The 17,806-nt window shown below is 48.4% G+C and carries 16 protein-coding genes; 10 read left to right on the forward strand and 6 right to left on the reverse strand.

Going from position 1 to position 17,806, the window contains the following annotated elements; translation table 11 throughout:
- Window positions 1–163 precede the first annotated feature (163 nt).
- From ACL9RG_RS03815 to ACL9RG_RS03850, 8 genes are all read left to right on the forward strand, one after another.
- The gene (locus ACL9RG_RS03815) at window positions 164–2,818 is read left to right on the forward strand and encodes a fimbrial biogenesis usher protein (protein ID WP_422791263.1); all 2,655 of its coding nucleotides are present in this window, start codon (window positions 164–166) and stop codon (window positions 2,816–2,818) included.
- A gap of 59 nt (window positions 2,819–2,877) precedes the next feature.
- Window positions 2,878–3,411 carry a hypothetical protein gene (locus ACL9RG_RS03820; protein WP_422791264.1) on the forward strand — a complete coding sequence of 178 codons (534 nt, stop codon included), beginning with the start codon at window positions 2,878–2,880 and terminating at the stop codon, window positions 3,409–3,411.
- Between the two features lie 33 nt (window positions 3,412–3,444).
- Window positions 3,445–3,984, forward strand: coding sequence for a fimbrial protein (locus ACL9RG_RS03825; protein WP_422791265.1), 540 nt, complete (start codon window positions 3,445–3,447; stop codon window positions 3,982–3,984).
- Between the two features lie 70 nt (window positions 3,985–4,054).
- Window positions 4,055–5,065 carry a hypothetical protein gene (locus ACL9RG_RS03830; RefSeq protein ID WP_422791266.1) on the forward strand — a complete coding sequence of 337 codons (1,011 nt, stop codon included), beginning with the start codon at window positions 4,055–4,057 and terminating at the stop codon, window positions 5,063–5,065.
- Window positions 5,066–5,548: 483 nt separating this feature from the next.
- Window positions 5,549–5,980, forward strand: coding sequence for a hypothetical protein (locus ACL9RG_RS03835; protein ID WP_422791267.1), 432 nt, complete (start codon window positions 5,549–5,551; stop codon window positions 5,978–5,980).
- The gene (locus tag ACL9RG_RS03840; RefSeq protein WP_422791268.1) at window positions 5,977–7,977 is read left to right on the forward strand and encodes an FKBP-type peptidyl-prolyl cis-trans isomerase N-terminal domain-containing protein; all 2,001 of its coding nucleotides are present in this window, start codon (window positions 5,977–5,979) and stop codon (window positions 7,975–7,977) included. The genes ACL9RG_RS03835 and ACL9RG_RS03840 overlap by 4 nt, the downstream gene beginning before the upstream one ends.
- Before the next feature lie 120 nt (window positions 7,978–8,097).
- Window positions 8,098–8,913, forward strand: coding sequence for a sugar-phosphatase (gene yidA / locus ACL9RG_RS03845; protein ID WP_422791269.1), 816 nt, complete (start codon window positions 8,098–8,100; stop codon window positions 8,911–8,913).
- Window positions 8,914–9,062: 149 nt separating this feature from the next.
- Window positions 9,063–10,340, forward strand: a complete 1,278-nt coding sequence (locus ACL9RG_RS03850) for a DUF3748 domain-containing protein (protein WP_422791270.1) — start codon at window positions 9,063–9,065, stop codon at window positions 10,338–10,340.
- Window positions 10,341–10,361: 21 nt separating this feature from the next.
- Here the strand turns inward: ACL9RG_RS03850 and ACL9RG_RS03855 are convergent, their stop codons facing one another.
- Window positions 10,362–10,715, reverse strand: coding sequence for a YceK/YidQ family lipoprotein (locus ACL9RG_RS03855; protein ID WP_422791271.1), 354 nt, complete (start codon window positions 10,713–10,715; stop codon window positions 10,362–10,364).
- A gap of 416 nt (window positions 10,716–11,131) precedes the next feature.
- Here ACL9RG_RS03855 and ibpA point away from each other — a divergent pair, with 416 nt between their 5' ends.
- Together ibpA and ibpB are read left to right on the forward strand one after the other, a co-directional pair.
- Entirely contained in the window at window positions 11,132–11,542 is a 411-nt protein-coding gene (gene ibpA, locus ACL9RG_RS03860; RefSeq protein ID WP_422791272.1) for a small heat shock chaperone IbpA, read from the forward strand.
- A 188-nt stretch (window positions 11,543–11,730) separates the two neighbouring features.
- Window positions 11,731–12,162 carry a small heat shock chaperone IbpB gene (ibpB, locus tag ACL9RG_RS03865; protein ID WP_422791273.1) on the forward strand — a complete coding sequence of 144 codons (432 nt, stop codon included), beginning with the start codon at window positions 11,731–11,733 and terminating at the stop codon, window positions 12,160–12,162.
- 313 nt (window positions 12,163–12,475) lie between these two features.
- On the opposite strand, the gene ACL9RG_RS03870 is transcribed toward ibpB, so the two are convergent.
- The 5 genes from ACL9RG_RS03870 to ACL9RG_RS03890 form a co-directional block, all read right to left on the reverse strand.
- Entirely contained in the window at window positions 12,476–13,735 is a 1,260-nt protein-coding gene (locus tag ACL9RG_RS03870; RefSeq protein WP_422791274.1) for a valine--pyruvate transaminase, read from the reverse strand.
- A 191-nt stretch (window positions 13,736–13,926) separates the two neighbouring features.
- Entirely contained in the window at window positions 13,927–14,904 is a 978-nt protein-coding gene (ghrB, locus tag ACL9RG_RS03875; protein ID WP_422791275.1) for a glyoxylate/hydroxypyruvate reductase GhrB, read from the reverse strand.
- Window positions 14,905–14,944: 40 nt separating this feature from the next.
- The gene (locus ACL9RG_RS03880) at window positions 14,945–15,721 is read right to left on the reverse strand and encodes a sugar phosphate isomerase/epimerase family protein (RefSeq protein WP_422791277.1); all 777 of its coding nucleotides are present in this window, start codon (window positions 15,719–15,721) and stop codon (window positions 14,945–14,947) included.
- Window positions 15,722–15,941: 220 nt separating this feature from the next.
- The gene (locus ACL9RG_RS03885; RefSeq protein WP_422791278.1) at window positions 15,942–16,976 is read right to left on the reverse strand and encodes a LacI family DNA-binding transcriptional regulator; all 1,035 of its coding nucleotides are present in this window, start codon (window positions 16,974–16,976) and stop codon (window positions 15,942–15,944) included.
- A gap of 136 nt (window positions 16,977–17,112) precedes the next feature.
- Complete coding sequence (locus tag ACL9RG_RS03890; RefSeq protein WP_422791279.1) at window positions 17,113–17,775, reverse strand: OmpA family lipoprotein; 663 nt, start codon at window positions 17,773–17,775, stop codon at window positions 17,113–17,115.
- Window positions 17,776–17,806: the final 31 nt, after the last annotated feature.

Below are 17,806 nucleotides of genomic sequence, written 5' to 3' on the forward strand. Positions count from 1 at the left end.
TAATTTCGGATCATTAATTTATAGCAATTAAAATCCGTCTGATTTTTTTGGTAATCAAATACTCAATATATCTACCGTTTAATTCTCTTTAAAGGGGAATGGCTGAACTCATCTGATGGGTAAGATGGCTGACGATATAATTCCAGAAGTAATAAAATAAATCATGTTGAAACTGCAAAAAAACAGTCAATGTTTACGTGCCAAATTAATACCGTCGATAGCATTCATGTTGTCAGGTTTTTCATTTGATCTACATGCGGAATTATATTTTAACCCAGCACTATTATCGGGCGATCCGCAGGAGGTTGCCGATCTCTCACGCTTTGAGAAAAATGGCAGTCAACAACCCGGCAGTTATATTGTCGACGTTTATCTCAATAAGGCGTTTATTTCCTCTAAAAGTATTAATTTTCTGGTGCGTGATGAGGTTGAGGAAACCGCCAGTCAATCAGTTTCAAAGGATGCACAGCCCGGCATTGAGACGACAGAAAACGTGGCGATGGATAATACCGGGCTTACCGCCTGTATTACTACTCAGGCACTGGAAAAGCTTAATGTGAATACGGCGGCATTCCCTGAATTGGCCGCACTTGCAGCAGATGAATGTGTCCCCTTAGGGACAATGATTCCCAGGGCATCGACCACCTTTGATTTTCAAAAAATGCGTCTGGATATCAGCATTCCGCAGGTGGCGATGAAAACTCAGGCGCGTGGTTATATTCCACCGGAACAGTGGGATCACGGCATCAATGCCGCCTTATTTAACTACAGCGTTAGCGGTGATAGCAGCAAGGGCAAAGAGGGTGAGAGTGACCGTTACTATTTAAACCTCAATAGCGGATTGAATCTGTCGGGCTGGCGGCTGCGTGATTACAGTACCTGGAGCCGGTATAGCAGCGACTCTCGCAGTTTTCAGCAGTGGCAGCATGTCAAAACCTATCTTCAGCGAACCATTGTCCCGCTGCGTAGTGAATTGACGCTGGGTGATACCTCGACCAGCGGTGAAGTATTCGAAGGCTTTGGCTTTCAAGGGATACAACTGGCCTCGGATGACAATATGTATCCTGATAGCATGCGAGGCTTTGCCCCGGTTGTACGCGGTATAGCCAGCAGCAATGCCAGAGTCAGCATTCGCCAGCGTGGTTATGTGATTTATCAGGCCTATGTCGCGCAGGGGGCATTTGTCATCAATGATATTTATCCCATGTCCTCTAGCGGTGATTTAGAAGTCACGGTAACGGAAGCGAATGGCAGCAAGCAGATATTTACCGTGCCCTATTCTTCGGTACCGATTTTGCAGCGCGAAGGACATGTTAAATATTCGGTAACGGCGGGAAAATACCGCAGTGGCAGCGATCAGGATGATTCACCGACGTTTGCGCAGGGCACTCTGGTTTGGGGGACTCCGCATAATACGACGGTATATGGCGGTGCCCAATATGCAGATAATTACCGCGCCTTCAATCTTGGTGTGGGGCTGAATTTAGGGACATGGGGCGCGGTTTCGGCGGATGTAACGCATGCTGATAGTACCTTGGCCGATGGCAGTCAGCATCAAGGGCAGTCGCTGCATTTTCACTATGCGCGTTCGTTAAATTCGCTTGGAACCACGTTTCAGCTAACGGGTTATCACTATTCCACTCAAGGATTCCATACCCTGGCGGAAACCGCCAGAAAACGCATGTCTGGTTGGGATACTGAAAATAGTCATGAGGATGAACCACAGGCTCGTCCGTCATATGCCGATTACTACAATTTACATAACACTAAGCGTCAGCGACTCGAGGCGAATGTCTCGCAGCGATTGGGGCGTTATGGCTCGGTGTATTTACTCGGTAGCCGTCAAACCTATTGGAACAACAGCAGTGCTAATAATTCATTGCAGGCGGGGTTTAGCAGCAGTATCGGCCGCGTAAGTTATAGCCTGTCTTATGGTTATCGTCGTATTACCGGCCAGCCGCGTGCCGATCAAACGGTCGCCTTGACGCTTTCTCTACCTCTGGACAGCTGGTTTGGCGATCGCGACAGGTTGTCAGTGCATCATCCGGTTTACGCCAACATCAACACCAGTCGTGACAACAACGGCACAACGTCGCAGCAAGTCGGCATCAGCGGTACTTGGCTTGATGATAACAATCTGAGCTGGAACGTGAGCCAAGGCCGAACAAGCCTCGGTGGCGAAAGCGGCAATGCTAACCTCAATTATCAGGGCGCCTACGGCAATAGCAATGTTGGCTACAGCCACAGCAGTCATTATCGCCAGGTTAATTATGGTTTATCCGGTGGCATCGTTGTCCATGGTGAGGGTCTGACGCTGAGTCAGCCTTTGGGAGATACCAACGTGTTGGTTGCGGCACCAGGAGCAGGCAATGTGGCGGTGGAAAATCAAACCGGAGTTCATACCGACTCGCGAGGTTATGCGGTCTTGCCTTACGCGATGGTTTACCGCGAAAACCGCGTGGCTCTTGATACGACGACGCTTGATGATCATACCGATATCGAGGGTGCGGTGAACCGCGTGGTTCCCTCGCGAGGGGCATTAGTGAAGGCTGATTTCAAAACCCGTGTTGGCCTGCGCGTATTGATGACCTTGACTCATAACGGTAAGCCTCTGCCATTTGGTGCCACCGTCACCAGTGGCGAAAGCGGCAGTATTGTTGGTGATGACGGCCAGGTTTATTTATCAGGGCTACCGCTGAGCGGAAAACTGCAAGCGCAGTGGGGTAAAGACGCCGGTCAGCAGTGTGTGGTCAGTTACCACTTGCCGAAAAAAGCAATCGAAGAAACCTTGATACAAATAGCAGCAGACTGTCGGTAATGCCTCTTAATAAAGATGAGAAGCGTGTTTTACCCGGCAGCATACTCAATGGAATGGTGATGAATAGATTAAAGGAAAGGCTGAAAATTATTGTGCTACGCAGCAGCCTGTTGCTGGTTTTCACGTTAGCTACTGCGTTAACGCATGCTGCGGGTCATTCGGCAAATATGACGCTGATGGTCAGTGTTGTGGCTGATTGTAGCTTTGATATGGCTTCGACATTAACTATGCCCGACTTACCAATGGGCAAACTGAGCGGTCGAGGTGCGGGCGATAAACTGGCTGATTATAAATCGACTTTACTGCTCAAAGCCTCGTGTAACGGCACCCAAAAATACAAATATACCTTTAGCCCCGCCATTAAAGGCGGTAGTTGCATCGGCACAGATACCGGTCATCTGAATTATTGTCTCAGTATTGATAACACGGATGTCGACTTGTCTGCGGGCAGTGCGGTGTATGAAGTCACTCAGGCCAGCGATCGCTTCGATGATGCCGAAACGCTGGTGACGGTTATTCCCCAAGTGGGTGAGGTATCGCCAAAGCCCGGCACTAATACTGCGGTATTGACCGTGACCATTGAGCCTTCGTAAAAGGCGTAAATACCTAGACATGAGAATCTCCTTATGAAGATAACCAGAAAGGTTATTGCCAGTCTTCTGACCATGGCAATGGCAGGGATAAATGCGCCTTTAGCCTTAGCGTCAAGCGAGCCGGTATCGGTGACGATCAGCGGAAAAATTATTGCTAACACCTGCACGTTGGATAGCACATCGGTCATTGTGCCGTTGGGGTCTATTGCGCTGCGCGAGCTGCAAACGACGGGTAAAACATCTTCGCTAAAAAGTTTCCATCTTGATCTGAAAGAGTGTGGCGATGCGGCAAAAAGCGTCAATGTCACGGTGAAAGGTATTGCCGATGAACAGAATTCCCAAGCGTTGGCGCTAACGTCGGCTGGCGATTCAGCCGCTCAAGGCGTGGCTATTTACTTGCTGGATAAAGACAAAAATATTATTCCCGTCAATGACGCAGCATTAGCCACATATAACCTGGTAACGGGTAATAAAAATACGCTGCTGTTTTACGCTCAATATGTGGCGACTACGGACAATCCGCGAGCCGGAGAAGCCAAGAGTTCAGCGTCAATCTACTTAGATTACCAGTAGCCGCCCCTCCCGCCGCTTGTTAACGAAACAGGCTCAACAGATTCAATAATTCGATAAAAAACAAAATAATATGAACATGTTAAACATCATCTCTAACCCGAACTTTTTCCGCCTTATTATGCTGATGCTTTTCGGCAGCCTTGTTCCAATCAAAGCGTTCGCGACACCTTGTCTTTACCAGGCAGGCAAGGTCGATTATCACTCCAGCGTGATCTCCTTTTCACAAACGCAGAATGGCCAGATTTTTGGGGCCGGTTCGGTTGATGGTACGCACAGCGCATCGCGAGATTTTGGCTGTGCTGAGGGCAACGAGTCGGTTCAGGTGTGGATGATCCCTGAAAAGTCAGGATTTTTAGAAAGTCTTCCGGTGACCGTCGCGATGGAAGTATTTGTCGGGGTTGGCGAAAATTATGAGCGTAAAAGCTGGATACGCCGTGACCGTGGCTTTTTTGTCGGAGATAACCGATTCGATGCCGAACAAATCAAAGTCACTATCAGCAATCCCACCGGTAAAGATTATGTTTTTGATTCACCACAGCCAATCGGTACCGCTTATCTTTGTCTAGGTACTTCGAGTAGCGATATTGGGTTCGATTGCAGTGCTAATAATAATCATGCCGGATTTGTTGAAATAACCGGGCAAGGAACGATCCCCGCTTTATCTACTTGTTCTATCTCTGTACCGGCAACGCTAGATTTTGGTGCTGTCTCCCTTAATAAACTAAAAAATGGTGAGACTTCATCTAAAACTGCGGGTATCACAACCCATTGCCAAGGGACTTCTGGCTATACGGTGCAGGTTAAATGTGGCAATTACTGCGAGTCTAATGGCCGAGATCTGACTACCGCTGACGATAGGGCGATTGCCTGGCCAATGAAATATGAAGGTAGCGATGTGAGTATGGATGGGGCGGCGGGTATTTTAGGGTTTGAAAAACATCATCCTATCGCGCTGTCCGAGGGGCAAACTGACACGCATGAATTAACGGTGGGAATGATGTTAAACCCAAATAGAGAGCAGGAAAGCATAGAGGCTAAGAAATATCAGTCCGTGCTGACGGTGACAGTTTCACCTGACTAGTATGCGACATATTAGATAAATAAAAGCGGCGTTTCTGTTAATTAATTGGTTATTGGGCATAACATAATTAATGGCGTTTTTACTATTTCTTAGTCAGGCTTTGAAAATACCGTTCTGGTTATTGCCTAACGTTGGGCAATCAAGGGAAGTACGGTATAGTGGGCTTGAAAATAGACATTGTCTGGTTTATTTTCACCGCTAGCCTGACGTAAATTCCTTAGAAAATAGTTTATTTTAAAACTATGATTGTGGACTTTATTGTTAATAATCATAGGTTTTGTTGTGGTGTTTGGGCTGCGTGAATATGGATATTTTTATCATGTTTGAGAATTTAACTCGAACCATGGGTGCAATGAGAATGATGATTGAATATCCAATTTATAACCATATTTAGTTATGTGAGTAGATAAAAAATCATGTTGTTAAAATGATTTTTTATTTTAACAAATAATAGCCAGGATATTACTCCAAGTGAGACCAAGGATGAACAGCAATATAACGCGTAATTTATTGACAACAGTGAGCATATTATTTTGTGCGACGCTGGCTGGCTGCGCATTACAAAAGCCTAAGACAAATGTTGTACCGACAGAACAAAAATATGTTTCTCCACCGACACAGAGAGAATTAACGGTACAAACGAGCACCGATCCTGAAACTCGCCGCTTACAGCAATGCCAGCAAGAGTTGGAGGCGTTAAAAACTATCGCTCCGGCTACCTACACTGTGCAAAAACATGAGTTTGACCGCATCATGTCTGGCGCCGCTCAGTACGCCGGGATCCGCCAAGATGTTAATGGCGACACGCAAGGCGCGGTTGACGCGCTCTATCATTACAAAGCGGCACGTTTATGCGCCACGATTGGCCAAGCGGTGCTGGATTCACTGTCTAATCGCGGGGAATTGTCTAAATGATAGAACGGCGTCCACATTGGTGGTTGCCGGTTGGTCTAGTCGCAGTAATATCTCTGCCTTCATATGGAGCTGATAGCAGTGTTCCTGCCTTGTTGCAGTTTGCAGAACATTATCAAAATCCTAAAGCAGCGCCTGCCAGACCTCTGGCCGAGACTAAAGTACCACCGGCACCGGTGATAAAACCGGTTGAAAGTGACACCATTAAGAAATTACATCAACTCGACGCAAATTTGCGGGTGAATTTGCGTAAAAAAGAGCAGCAACTGCAACGTCAGCAGGCTGAGATCAACGCGTTACAGAGCAAGCTAGAAGCATTAAAGCAGCGGCCCGCGGAGCCGGTAGCAGCAGAGCCTAAAGCGGATGTCGCCGGTGGGCTTACGCAGTTGATTCAAGGTGTGCGTAAAGGGTTCCAGCGTCCGCCGGATCAACAAAAAGCTGCCGATCTCTTGCGTGTTGCTCAACAAGAGCGTGCCCAAGCCCTTGCTCAAGCACAACAGGCGAAACAAGATAACCAGTCATTAAGGCAACGGTTAAGTCAGTTGCAGTCCAAAACTGACAAGGATGTCGCGATATCGCAAGATAGCGCAGATAAAAGGATTCAATCTCTAAGCCATCAATTACAAGACCTACAAACACAGCGCCAGCAGACACAAGAGCAATTAGCAACGGCCTTGAACAGTGCCAAACAGTCTCAGCAAGATAATCAGGCATTACAACAACAGTTGAGTGATCTGCAATCGAAAGCCGATAAAGATGTCGCTACGGCAAAAAATGGTCTGGAAACGACTCAAAAGTCCTTAAGTAAAGAGCTGCTGGATGCGCAAACGCAGCAGCAACAGACAGCCGAACAACTGGCCGCGATGCAAAAAGAGCATCGACAGGCGCAGGCTGATGCCAAGCAAGCACAGCAAGATGTTCAGGCATTACGCCAGCAGCTAACGGTATTGCAATCTAAAAGCGATAAGGACGTGGTTGCCGCCCAAACGAGCCTGGAAAAAAATACCCAGTCCCTGACAAAGCAGCTGCAAGAGGTACAGAAGCAGCAGCAACAGAGCGCAGAACAGCTGGTGGTGGTACAAAAAGAACGTGCGCAGGCGCAGGCTGATGCCACGCAGGCACAGCAAGATGCTCAGGCGTTACGCCAGCAGTTGGCTGAGCTGACAGCTAAAGCTGATAAAGATCTTACCGCATCGCAAAAAGGGTTGGAGTCCACGACAGCCTCTCTGAATAAGCAGTTACAGGATGTCCAACGGCAATTACAACAGTCGGCAGACTTGCTGGGCGAGAAAGACAAAACCTTGGCGCAGTTTGAGAAAGATATCCAAGGGCTAAAAGGGCAGCTCACGCTATTACAACCTGATGTCAAAATGGTCACGCCGAAGGATAAGCAATCCTATGCGGCAGGCGTCGCCTTAGGTCGAAACGTGCTGGAAGTTCAGGCAGAACAAGCCAGTATTGGCGTACCAACCGATCGCAAGCTGCTGTTGTCTGGCATCGTTGACTCCTTTAACGGTAGCTATAAGTTGGCACCTGATGCTTTAACCAAAGCGATGCGTGACACCGATAAGGAAGTATTCCAGGCGAAGAAAAAGAATATGACCCGACAGAAAACGATGAGTGAGAGCTATCTTTCTAAATTCAGCAAGAAGAAGGGGAGCCAGAAAGCGGATTCTGGGTTCTGGTATCATATTGATTATCCTGGCGATGATAATATTCCAGAGGGTGCCGTACTTGATGTGGTCGTACAGGAAAGCTTGACCGACGGTACGATTATTCAGGATATGGACGTTAACGGTTCGGTACTGTCACAAAGTATTGACCGCTATCCGCCATTGTTCCGTGAGGCGCTTTCTAAACTGAAGAATCATGGTTCGATCACTATGGTGGTTCCGCCAGAACTGGCATACGGTGATAAAGGTTATCCACCAAAAATCCCACCGAATTCCACGATGGTTTATGTGGTGCGTATCGTCGATGTCATCCCCGCGAAAAAGTAGCCACTGATTCTCGTTATTCAAATCCATAGCGCTAATACTGGCTGTGGATTTTTTTTAGGCTGGCTTTCGCGCTTGTGTTCGCGCTAGCATTAAAGCAATCACTCAACTTCCGAGGATGTTATGGCTATTGAATTAATCGCAATTGATATGGATGGCACGCTGCTCAATCCGCAGCATAACGTGACACCCGCAGTAAAGCAGGCGATTGCTGCTGCCAGACAAAAAGGTGTTCATGTCGTACTGGCAACAGGGCGGCCATATGTTGGCGTAGAAAACTATCTCATTGAGTTAGACCTGCAACAGCCGGGATGCTATTGCATCACCAATAACGGCGCGGTTGTGCACAATGCTGAAGACGGCAGTAGTTTTGCCGAAGTGACACTTTCTTATGACGATTATATCTATATCGAGAAGTTGGCAAGAGAGCTGGGAGTCAGTTTCCAGGCGCTTACCCATCATGATCTCTATACGCCGAATGCGGATATTAGCCGTTATACGGTGCACGAAGCACAACTAACCGGCATGCCATTACATTTTCGTACCCCAGAACAGATGGATCCAACATTACGTTTCCCTAAAGTGATGATGATCGACACGCCTGTTCTCCTTGATCAAGCCATTGCGAAAATCACGGCCGAAGATAAAGCGCGTTACACCATCATGAAAAGCTCTCCATACTATTTGGAAATTCTTGATAAGCGCGTTAATAAAGGCCAAGGCGTGAAAATGCTGGCAGAAAAACTGGGTATCCCACGCGAAAACATTATGACGCTTGGCGATCAGGAAAATGATATCGCTATGTTGGAATATGCCGGTACCGGCGTGGCAATGGGCAATGCTATTGATAGCGTTAAAGCTGTCAGCCAGTTTGTGACTAAGACCAATATGGAAGATGGCGTCGCTTACGCGATTCAGAAATTTGTTCTGGACGTATAAATTTTAGCTGGACCTAAGCGGCCTGTTAGCCGCTTTATTTTTTCCTGCATTCTCTCTCCTTCGACTCTCCTTTATCGTCGCCGCCACGTGCCAAATAGATTACTCTGACGCCATCGCTATCAGCGGCGAGAAGCCGGGGGAAATAGGCCGTGAAGGGTGAACAACAGTTAACGTTTGATGCGCGTGGACATCAACTGACCAACATTAATGTCTGGACTGCCGATAGCCAATGGCTCGTGTATGACGTGCGCCCACACGGCGGCTCTTTTAGCGGTGAAACCATCGAACGGGTGAATGTCAGCAGTGGCGAAGTGGAAGTGTTATATCAGGCTGAGCACGGCGCTCATGTCGGTGTCGTCACCGTCAGCCCGGAGATGCCGCCCCGCTACGCATTTATTCATGGCCCTGAGCACCCGGATGAACAATGGCATTATGATTTTCATCATCGGCAAGGTGTCATTCTTAGCCCGCCAGCACCGCAGCCGTGCAATCTTGATGCCATGGATATTACGCCCCCCTTTACCGACGGTGCGCTGCGTGGTGGTAGCCACGTGCATGTCTTTAGCCCGGATGGGTCGCGCCTGAGTTTTACCTACAACGATCATCTGATGCATGAGCTGGATATTACGCGGGACTTACGTAACGTTGGCGTGGCGCTCGCCTCGCAGCCAGTCGTGGTCGATAAACAGCACCCGCGTGAATATGACGGCAGCCATTTTTGTGTGCTGGTCAGTCAAACGACCTCGACGCCACAGCCGGGTAGTAACCAGATTAACCGCGCTTATGAAGAGTGTTGGATTGGTCAGCAGGGATATATCAACGCTGAGGGCGTTCGTCAGCGTTGGGCGCTGGCTTTTATTGGCGATACATTGTCGCCACAAGGTGAGAAGCTGCCAGAAATTTTTGTGGTCGATTTACCTGAATCTGACGATGAATATCGTATTGCAGGAACAACGCCGTTGGCCGGAACGACAACGGAACTGCCTGCACCGCCAAAGGGCGTACAACAGCGGCGCATTACCTTTACCGGCGATCGCGCATTTCCCGGTATTACGCTGCAACCACGTCACTGGCTGCGAGCATCGCCAGATGGTAGCCAAATTGCCTTTTTAATGGCTGATGACGCGGGTATTGTGCAGCTGTGGACGGTTTCTCCCAATGGAGGAGCTCCGCAGCAAATCAGCCATGCACCAAGCTCCATTCAATCGGCTTTCAGCTGGCGAGCCGATGGCAAAGCGCTGGCGATGGTGTGTGATAACAGCGTGATGCTGTTGGAGCTTGCGACCGGTGAAATGCGGCGGTTGACACCACGAACTGAAGTGGCGCCATGCGCAGAAGCCGTGGTCTTTTCACCTGATGGTCATTTAGTGGCTTATATGCGCACTATTGCAGGATTCGCCCAGCTATTTGTCACGCAGGCTGGGTGAATCATGACGAGGTGAATGACGTTATTGGCTGGCTGTCATTGGCGGGACATGATCAATGTCTACGCCATGGCTCAGCGCCAGATTATGTTGTTCACTGGCCTCAATACGTTGGCGCGTATTGATTGTACCTCTGCGATAGTAATCATAAGGCAGCAGCAAGGTATCTAACACTGCGCTAAACGGCAGATCCAGCGCAATAAGCGGCGTCATGGCCCAGCTTGTCTCATCGCTTTTAATCATATTTACGTCTGAACGAGTGCCGGGATAATACCCTTCATCGCCCCCGGTATGACTCATCACGCTTGAACAACCGCTCGTGACTACAAGCGCACCGCCTGTCATCGCCATTAATGCTAACCATGAAAATTTAGTCATGTTAACCCATCTGTTTGCAATCAGATTGAAGACCTCTGCTGTTGGCGGAGTGGTGCTGCCGAAGGTGCAAGCAATGTCATTCAATCAAAAAATTCACCGTACCTGTTAAGGCTCGGTGGAAGTCGCCTCATTAAATTGTAAGTGATGAGACGGAATTCGCCTGTTATTTACTGAATTTATCAACGAATTATCACTAACAACATCAAATGACATCCCGATGAATTTTATACCCATCACAACTTTTTTTATTGCGGTGGCTTGAAATTTTTACCATTGCCACCATTTTTACTGTACGGCGCGATAAACGCCTTACAACGTAATAAATGAATATGCCGTCAGGATATTCCGCGTTGTCGACCTGTCCTATTAGGAAGGTAAATTCACAATCCTCGCTGCATTTATTAGGAGGCAGTTTTATGCGTACTTTCGATCTTTCTCCACTTTACCGTTCTGCTATTGGTTTCGACCGCCTGTTTAATTTGATTGAATCAGGCCAAAACCAAGGTGGCGGTTATCCCCCATACAATGTTGAGCTGGTGGATGAAAACCACTACCGCATTGCTATTGCTGTCGCAGGCTTTGAGGAGTCTGAGCTGGATATCACCGCGCAAGACAATATGTTGCTGGTGAAAGGGGCTCATGCCAACACAGCCGCCGAACGCACTTATTTATACCAAGGCATTGCCGAACGTAATTTCGAGCGAAAATTCCAACTGGCTGAACATATTCAAATTAAATCCGCCAACCTGGCTAATGGCCTGTTGTATATCGATTTAGAGCGCGTGGTGCCAGAATCATCTAAACCTCGACGTATCGATATTCGCTGATTAATTCAGACAAGTAAAAACGAATAAAGTTTATACCCGTCATACTTCAAATTGCAGGGTTGTTGGCTGTTCTCAGTTACCGCCTGCTTGCACTTTGAAGTCTATTGATTAAAGGCTCGCCGTTAGGGAGCTGCAACGTCACGGATTTATTTCGTGGCACTATCTCGCTTCATAGAAGGAGTTACATTATGCGTAATTACGATATTTCCCCACTTCTGCGTCAATGGATCGGCTTTGATAAACTTGCCAGCTCAATGCAAGGCGGCGACCAGGCTTATCCTCCGTACAATATTGAGAAATCAGACGATAACCATTATCGCATCTCATTGGCATTAGCCGGGTTCAAACAAAGTGAACTCAATATTGAGGTCGAAGGGCCGCGTTTAACAGTGAGCGGTACGCCAACGCCAACGGATGCAAAAGTGGAATATTTGCATCAAGGGCTAATATTCAAAGCCTTTAGCCTGAGCTTCACGCTGGCTGAGCATATGCAGGTTTCCGCCGCTGAATTTGTTAACGGCATCCTGCATATCAGCCTGGTAAGAGAAGTACCTCAGGCGCTGCAACCACAGAAAATTGCGATTGGGCAACAGCCACCGGCGCTAGAAGATAACGCCTGATAACTCAATATTTTATAAATGAATGAGTTAAAAATCAGTTTGTTATGAGTCTATGACGGATTGAGCGTAAAAAACCGGAATGAACCTCAGGGTCTTCCGGTTTTTTTATATACCCGTCATACTTCAAGTTGCAGGGGTGTTGGCTGCTCTTGTTCGCCCCAGTCACTTAGTTATCTAAGCTCCTGGGGACTATGAGCCTCTTCCCTGAGGCTCAGCCTAACGGCCCAGCGCAAGCGCTGTTCAAATCGGTTCCTGACCGATTTGTCTCTCGATTGCCGCCTACCTGCATATTGACGTTTCTTGGGTATAGCTATTATTTGGCGGCGTGCTCGTTATGCGCGCGTTCGATCTCTTCGGCCAGGACTTTAACGCCTTGTTCGATAAGCGCTTCATCCGGCACATAGTTCATACGCATGCACTGGTGAGTATGCGGCCAAGGATGCTCAAGACCTGGGAAGAAGTAGTGGCCTGGTACCATCAATACGCCGCGTTGTTTTAAGCGCTGGTACAAGATTTCAGTGCTGATCGGCAGGTCTTTAAACCATAACCAGAGGAAAATCGCCCCCTCTGGTTTATGGATCAGACAGCGGTCTTCTGGCAGATAGCGGCGCAACGTAGCAATCGTCTGTTTTACGCGCTGCAAATAGAAAGGCTTGATGACGTCCTCCGACAGACGCAATAAATCACCACGCTCAATCATTTCATTGGCGATTGCCGGTCCGGTACTTCCCGGAGACAGACTGATGATGCCGTTCATATTGGTAATCGCAGTAATGATTTTCTCATCGGCGATAACAATACCGCAGCGTGAACCCGGTAGGCCTAATTTTGACAGGCTCATGCATAAAATAGTGTTGGCATTCCACAGCGGTGTCGCTTCACTAAAGATGATGCCAGGGAAGGGAACACCATAGGCATTATCAATCAGTAACGGCACATTGTGTTGTTGAGCCAATGCATCTAAACGGATGAGTTCTTCATCGGTTATCACGTTGCCGGTGGGGTTCGTCGGCCGTGAGACGCAAATCAGGCCAATATCTTCGCCGATATGTAAGTGGTCAAAATCAACGTGATATTTAAACTGGCCCTCTGGCAGCAGTTCGATATTAGGTTTGGCGGAAACAAACAGGTCTTCGTCGAGTCCTGCATCGGCATAGCCCAGATATTCTGGTGCCAGCGGGAACAGAACTTTGCGCGAGGTACCGTCGGCACGCTGACCGGCAAACAGGTTAAATAGGTAGAAGAAGGCACTTTGGCTACCATTGGTCAGCGCAATGTTTTTTGCGTCAACCTCCCAGCCCAATTCTTTACTCAGCAGTTTGGCCAATGAATGGCGCAACACATCTTTGCCTTGCGGGCCGTCGTAATTACACAATGCTTCGGTGAGTTTGCCCTCTTCCAGCATTTCCCCGAGTAGCTGCTGAAAATACGCTTTCATAGCAGGGATCTGGGCTGGATTGCCACCACCGAGCATCACTGCACCAGGTGTACGCAAGCCTTCATTTAAATCGTCCATTAAGCGAGTAATACCGGTATATCGGGTAAATTTATCGCCGAAAGCAGAGAATGTCATAAGTCACTGTGTATGTTATCGGAATGTGGCGTTCACCATAACGCACTGAGTTAGTGCAGTGCAATCGTAGTACGGTGACTTGTTATTTTTATGTCGTTATTGCTTTAGTCCATTGGAGGCTGAGGCGGACATCCTTGCCCGCTCAGTACTCTTTATTCCGCTCAATACTTTCTATTAACTTCTTCTTAATACTATTTTTTTAGCACTTCTGGGTTTACACAAAACTCTTTCACTTCGCCGGTCAACGCCGCAATCAGGTTGTCTACTGCGCATGCGGCCATCGCATAGCGGGTTTCATGCGTTGCGGAGCCAACGTGCGGTAGTGCTACCACGTTTGGCATTTTCAGAAGAGGTGAATCTTTAGCGACCGGTTCTTGTTCAAATACGTCCAAACCGGCGGCGTGGATAGTGCCGTTTTGCAGGGCAGCGATCAGCGCCTGCTCATCGATAACCGGTCCGCGACCTGCGCTGATCAAAATAGCGCTAGATTTCATCTTGGCAAATTGCTCTTTGCCGATCAGATGGAAAGTTTCATCACTCATTGGCAAGATCACACAGACGTAATCAGACTCTTGCAGCAAGGTATCCAAATCGCATTTACGTGCACCGAATCGGGTTTCCGCTTCTTTATGTTGGCTGCGGGCATTATAAAGAATCGGCATATCAAAGCCGAAGTGCGCGCGTTGCGCCACCGCCAGACCAATGCGGCCCATGCCAACAATGCCCAGCGTTTTATGATGAATATCGACGCCAAACCAGCTTTCACCTACGTTTTCATTCCATTCGCCATTTTTAACCCGATTAGCTACCTCTACCACGCGGCGAGCAGTAGAGAGTACCAGCGCCATAACGGTATCAGCGACGGTGTCTGTCAGCGCGGTCGGTGTATGCATCAATGGGATAGCGCGGCGAGTCAGTTCTTTAACATCAAAGTTATCGTAACCGACGGAAATGGTTGATACGCCGCGCAGGTTCGGCGCATGGTCAAGCAGCGCTTTATTAATGGCTCCACCGGAACCTAGCAACCCTTCGGCTTGCTGCAAAGCTTCTAATACCTGCGGACGATTTTCCTCGGTGATCCCATCGAACTCGACAATAGAGAAACGTTGCTCCAGGCGTTTATGTAGATCGGCAGGAAGTTTTTTATACAAAACAATAGACGGCTTCATGACTTACTCCAGTAAGCTAATAGGGATAACAACGGTGGCATCACCGTGCATCATGGCGTAATAGGTCAACGTAGTGACGAGTGATGGCGGTCAAGTCTTCGCCCTCTAGTGGAAATTCAATACCACGCGCTACATTACCAGGTAAAGCGGCGAGTACTTGCTGCCAGCTTCCATCGCTGTCATCCAATGCGACGGCATGGAGCTTGCCATTTTTGCGATGAGCCGCTTTGACATGAACATAGCCAACGTGTTTGGCCAAGCGCGTCGCTGCGGCGAGAGGGTCTTGACCCACCCAGAGCCAGTTAGCCATATCAAACGTCATCGACACTGGCAGATGCGAGGCTTCAGCGGCATAGAAGAAGGCATTGAGCAGCGAAAGAATGCCGCAGTCAGAAGTCTGGTCGTTCTCAACTACGACGTCGAGGTGTGGATAGCGCTCTAACAATACTTTCAGCGGGGTTAAGTCTTCCCCTACGCTGAAATAGCCCAAAGCGACTTTTAATTTTCGTGCGCCTAGTTGATGAGCCTCTGATAAGAAGCGTGGCAGATTGGGGTTTACCTCGCCTCCAGCGACAAACAGTAACTCGGGAACGGAATAAAACGAGAATAACTGATGTTCTCTGATTTGCGATCGCAATATTTCTAGTTGGTCTATTTCCGCATCAGTCATCAGCTCACGACGTATCTCAATGCCCTCAGCACCTGACTGCGCGACAATGGGTAATAACGCCTTTTGTCCGCCAAGCTCTCGAACCTTATCCTGTCCATAGGCCGCTGCAACCACAACGATTTCCGCTACATCAGGTTTATTGTTCATACGCATTTTCCTATAAGAACTCGTCTTAAGCCTACCCATTAGCGCTATTTAATTTGCGCTTTAACAACCGTTATTACGGTATATGGAACCGGTACCATAAAGAAGTCTAGCGATGAAAAAACATGATCTTGCTCACGAACAACCGCAACATTCTTTGGCACGCATAACATCAATGATTTTAATGTATCAATGTATGGAGCGGGCCTGTACGAGTAGCGGTTTATAAGGTGCGGGTTGAACCGCGGATCACCAGTTCACCTGAGAAAGTATGTTCACGAATAGGCGCGTTGTTACCCTGAATACGTTCTACCAGTTGGCCGAGTGCGGTGCGGCCCATTTGATAAGTCGGCTGGCGTAATGTCGTGATACCAACGCCTGCCAATTCCGCCCATTCCAGATCATCAAAACCTACCAGGCCAATATCTTTGCCCCATTCTAGGCCAATGCGCGACATCGCTTTGGCGATGAGCAATGTGAGAGCACCATTAACTGAAATCACCGCTTTACGTTTATAAGGGTGGCGAGCAACAAATTCACGTAGCACTCTTTCCAACTCAACGCTGTCGGTTAGCAGCACCTCGGCCTGTTCGGCTGTTTTATCCGCATGGCGCTGCATACATTTTAAAAAAGTGTGCAGGCGATCAAAGCGAGTATTCACAGTGATCGGTTCGCTTAAAAACAGGACTGCCTCAAACCCTTGCTCCAACAAATGGTGGGTTACTTCTGTTGTGGCTTTGGCATTATCCAGCCCGACCATATCACAGCTAAAATGCGCGACTTTACGGTCGATCAATACCATCGGCATCGCCGCTTGTTGCAGTGTGGAGATTGCATCTTCACGCATACCAACCGCATTTACCACGATGCCATCGACACGATAACTGCTCATTAATTGCAGATAATGTTGTTCCTGATGCAGCTCATTATTGGTATTACAGACCAATAACGTTAAGCCTTGTTCACGGCAGGCTTCTTCTACGCCGCGCATCACTTGAACTGAATAAGGGTTGGTTATATCGGCAATGATTAAGCCAATCAGACGAGTCTGACCACTTTTTAGGCTGCGAGCCATTTGGCTAGGTTGATAGTTGAGTAGGGAGATAGCCCGTTCAATCCGAGCTTTCAGGGCGTCAGACAGCAAATGCTGTTCCCCGTTTAAATAACGGGAAATACTGGTTTTTCCGGTTTTAGCCGCGCTCGCTACGTCTTTGATCGTGGCGCGTGTCGCTGGAACTGACCCCGTATTTTTACTCACTTTCCATCCTCGTTTGTACTTTGTGCTCAGGAGACTAGCACACAGGATGTTGTGGCTGCATTAGTGGGTGAGTTTTTCGGGAGATAACGCAAGGTTGGCTAAAGCGTTATCACGCTTTAGCCAATGATGGGCAAACTTACTGCAGCGGGCTAAGCGTAATCTCAACGCGGCGGTTTTGTGCTTTGCCTTCGGCGGTGCTGTTAGAGGCGATCGGATTATCCGGGCCAGCGCCTGAGGTGTGAACACGGCTGCCGTCGACGCCTTGGGTGATCAGTGCGCTACCTACGCCATCGGCACGTTGCTGTGACAGACGCATGTTCAGATCGCGAGTACCGGTGCTATCGGTGTAGCCGATAATGTTAACAGCGGTTTTCGGATACTCTTTCAGCACCATTGCGACACCGGTCAAGGTATTCGCACCAGCAGGCTTCAAGGTACTGCTGCTGCTATCAAAGGTCACATTATTCGGCATGTTTAACACGATATTGTCGCCCTGACGAGTGACGCTAACACCGGTGCCTTTCATTTTGTCACGCAGTTTAGACTCCTGCACATCCATGTAATAACCCGCACCACCACCTAATGCGGCGCCGGCTGCAGCACCAATCAAGGCACCTTTGCCGCGATCGTGTTTCGATGAAGATAACATGCCGACGCCTGCGCCCAGCACGGCTCCAAGTCCTGCACCAATGCCGGATTTGCCCGCTTCAGATTCTCCGGTATAAGGATTGGTAGTACAGGCTGATAATCCCATAGTGATACACAGTGCACTGGCAACAACCAAAATACGTTTACTCATTTATTCTTATTTCCTCTAGATAATTTCTGCT

The organism is Rouxiella sp. Mn2063 (assembly GCF_049319665.1).
Classification (GTDB): Bacteria; Pseudomonadota; Gammaproteobacteria; order Enterobacterales; family Enterobacteriaceae; genus JBMOUD01.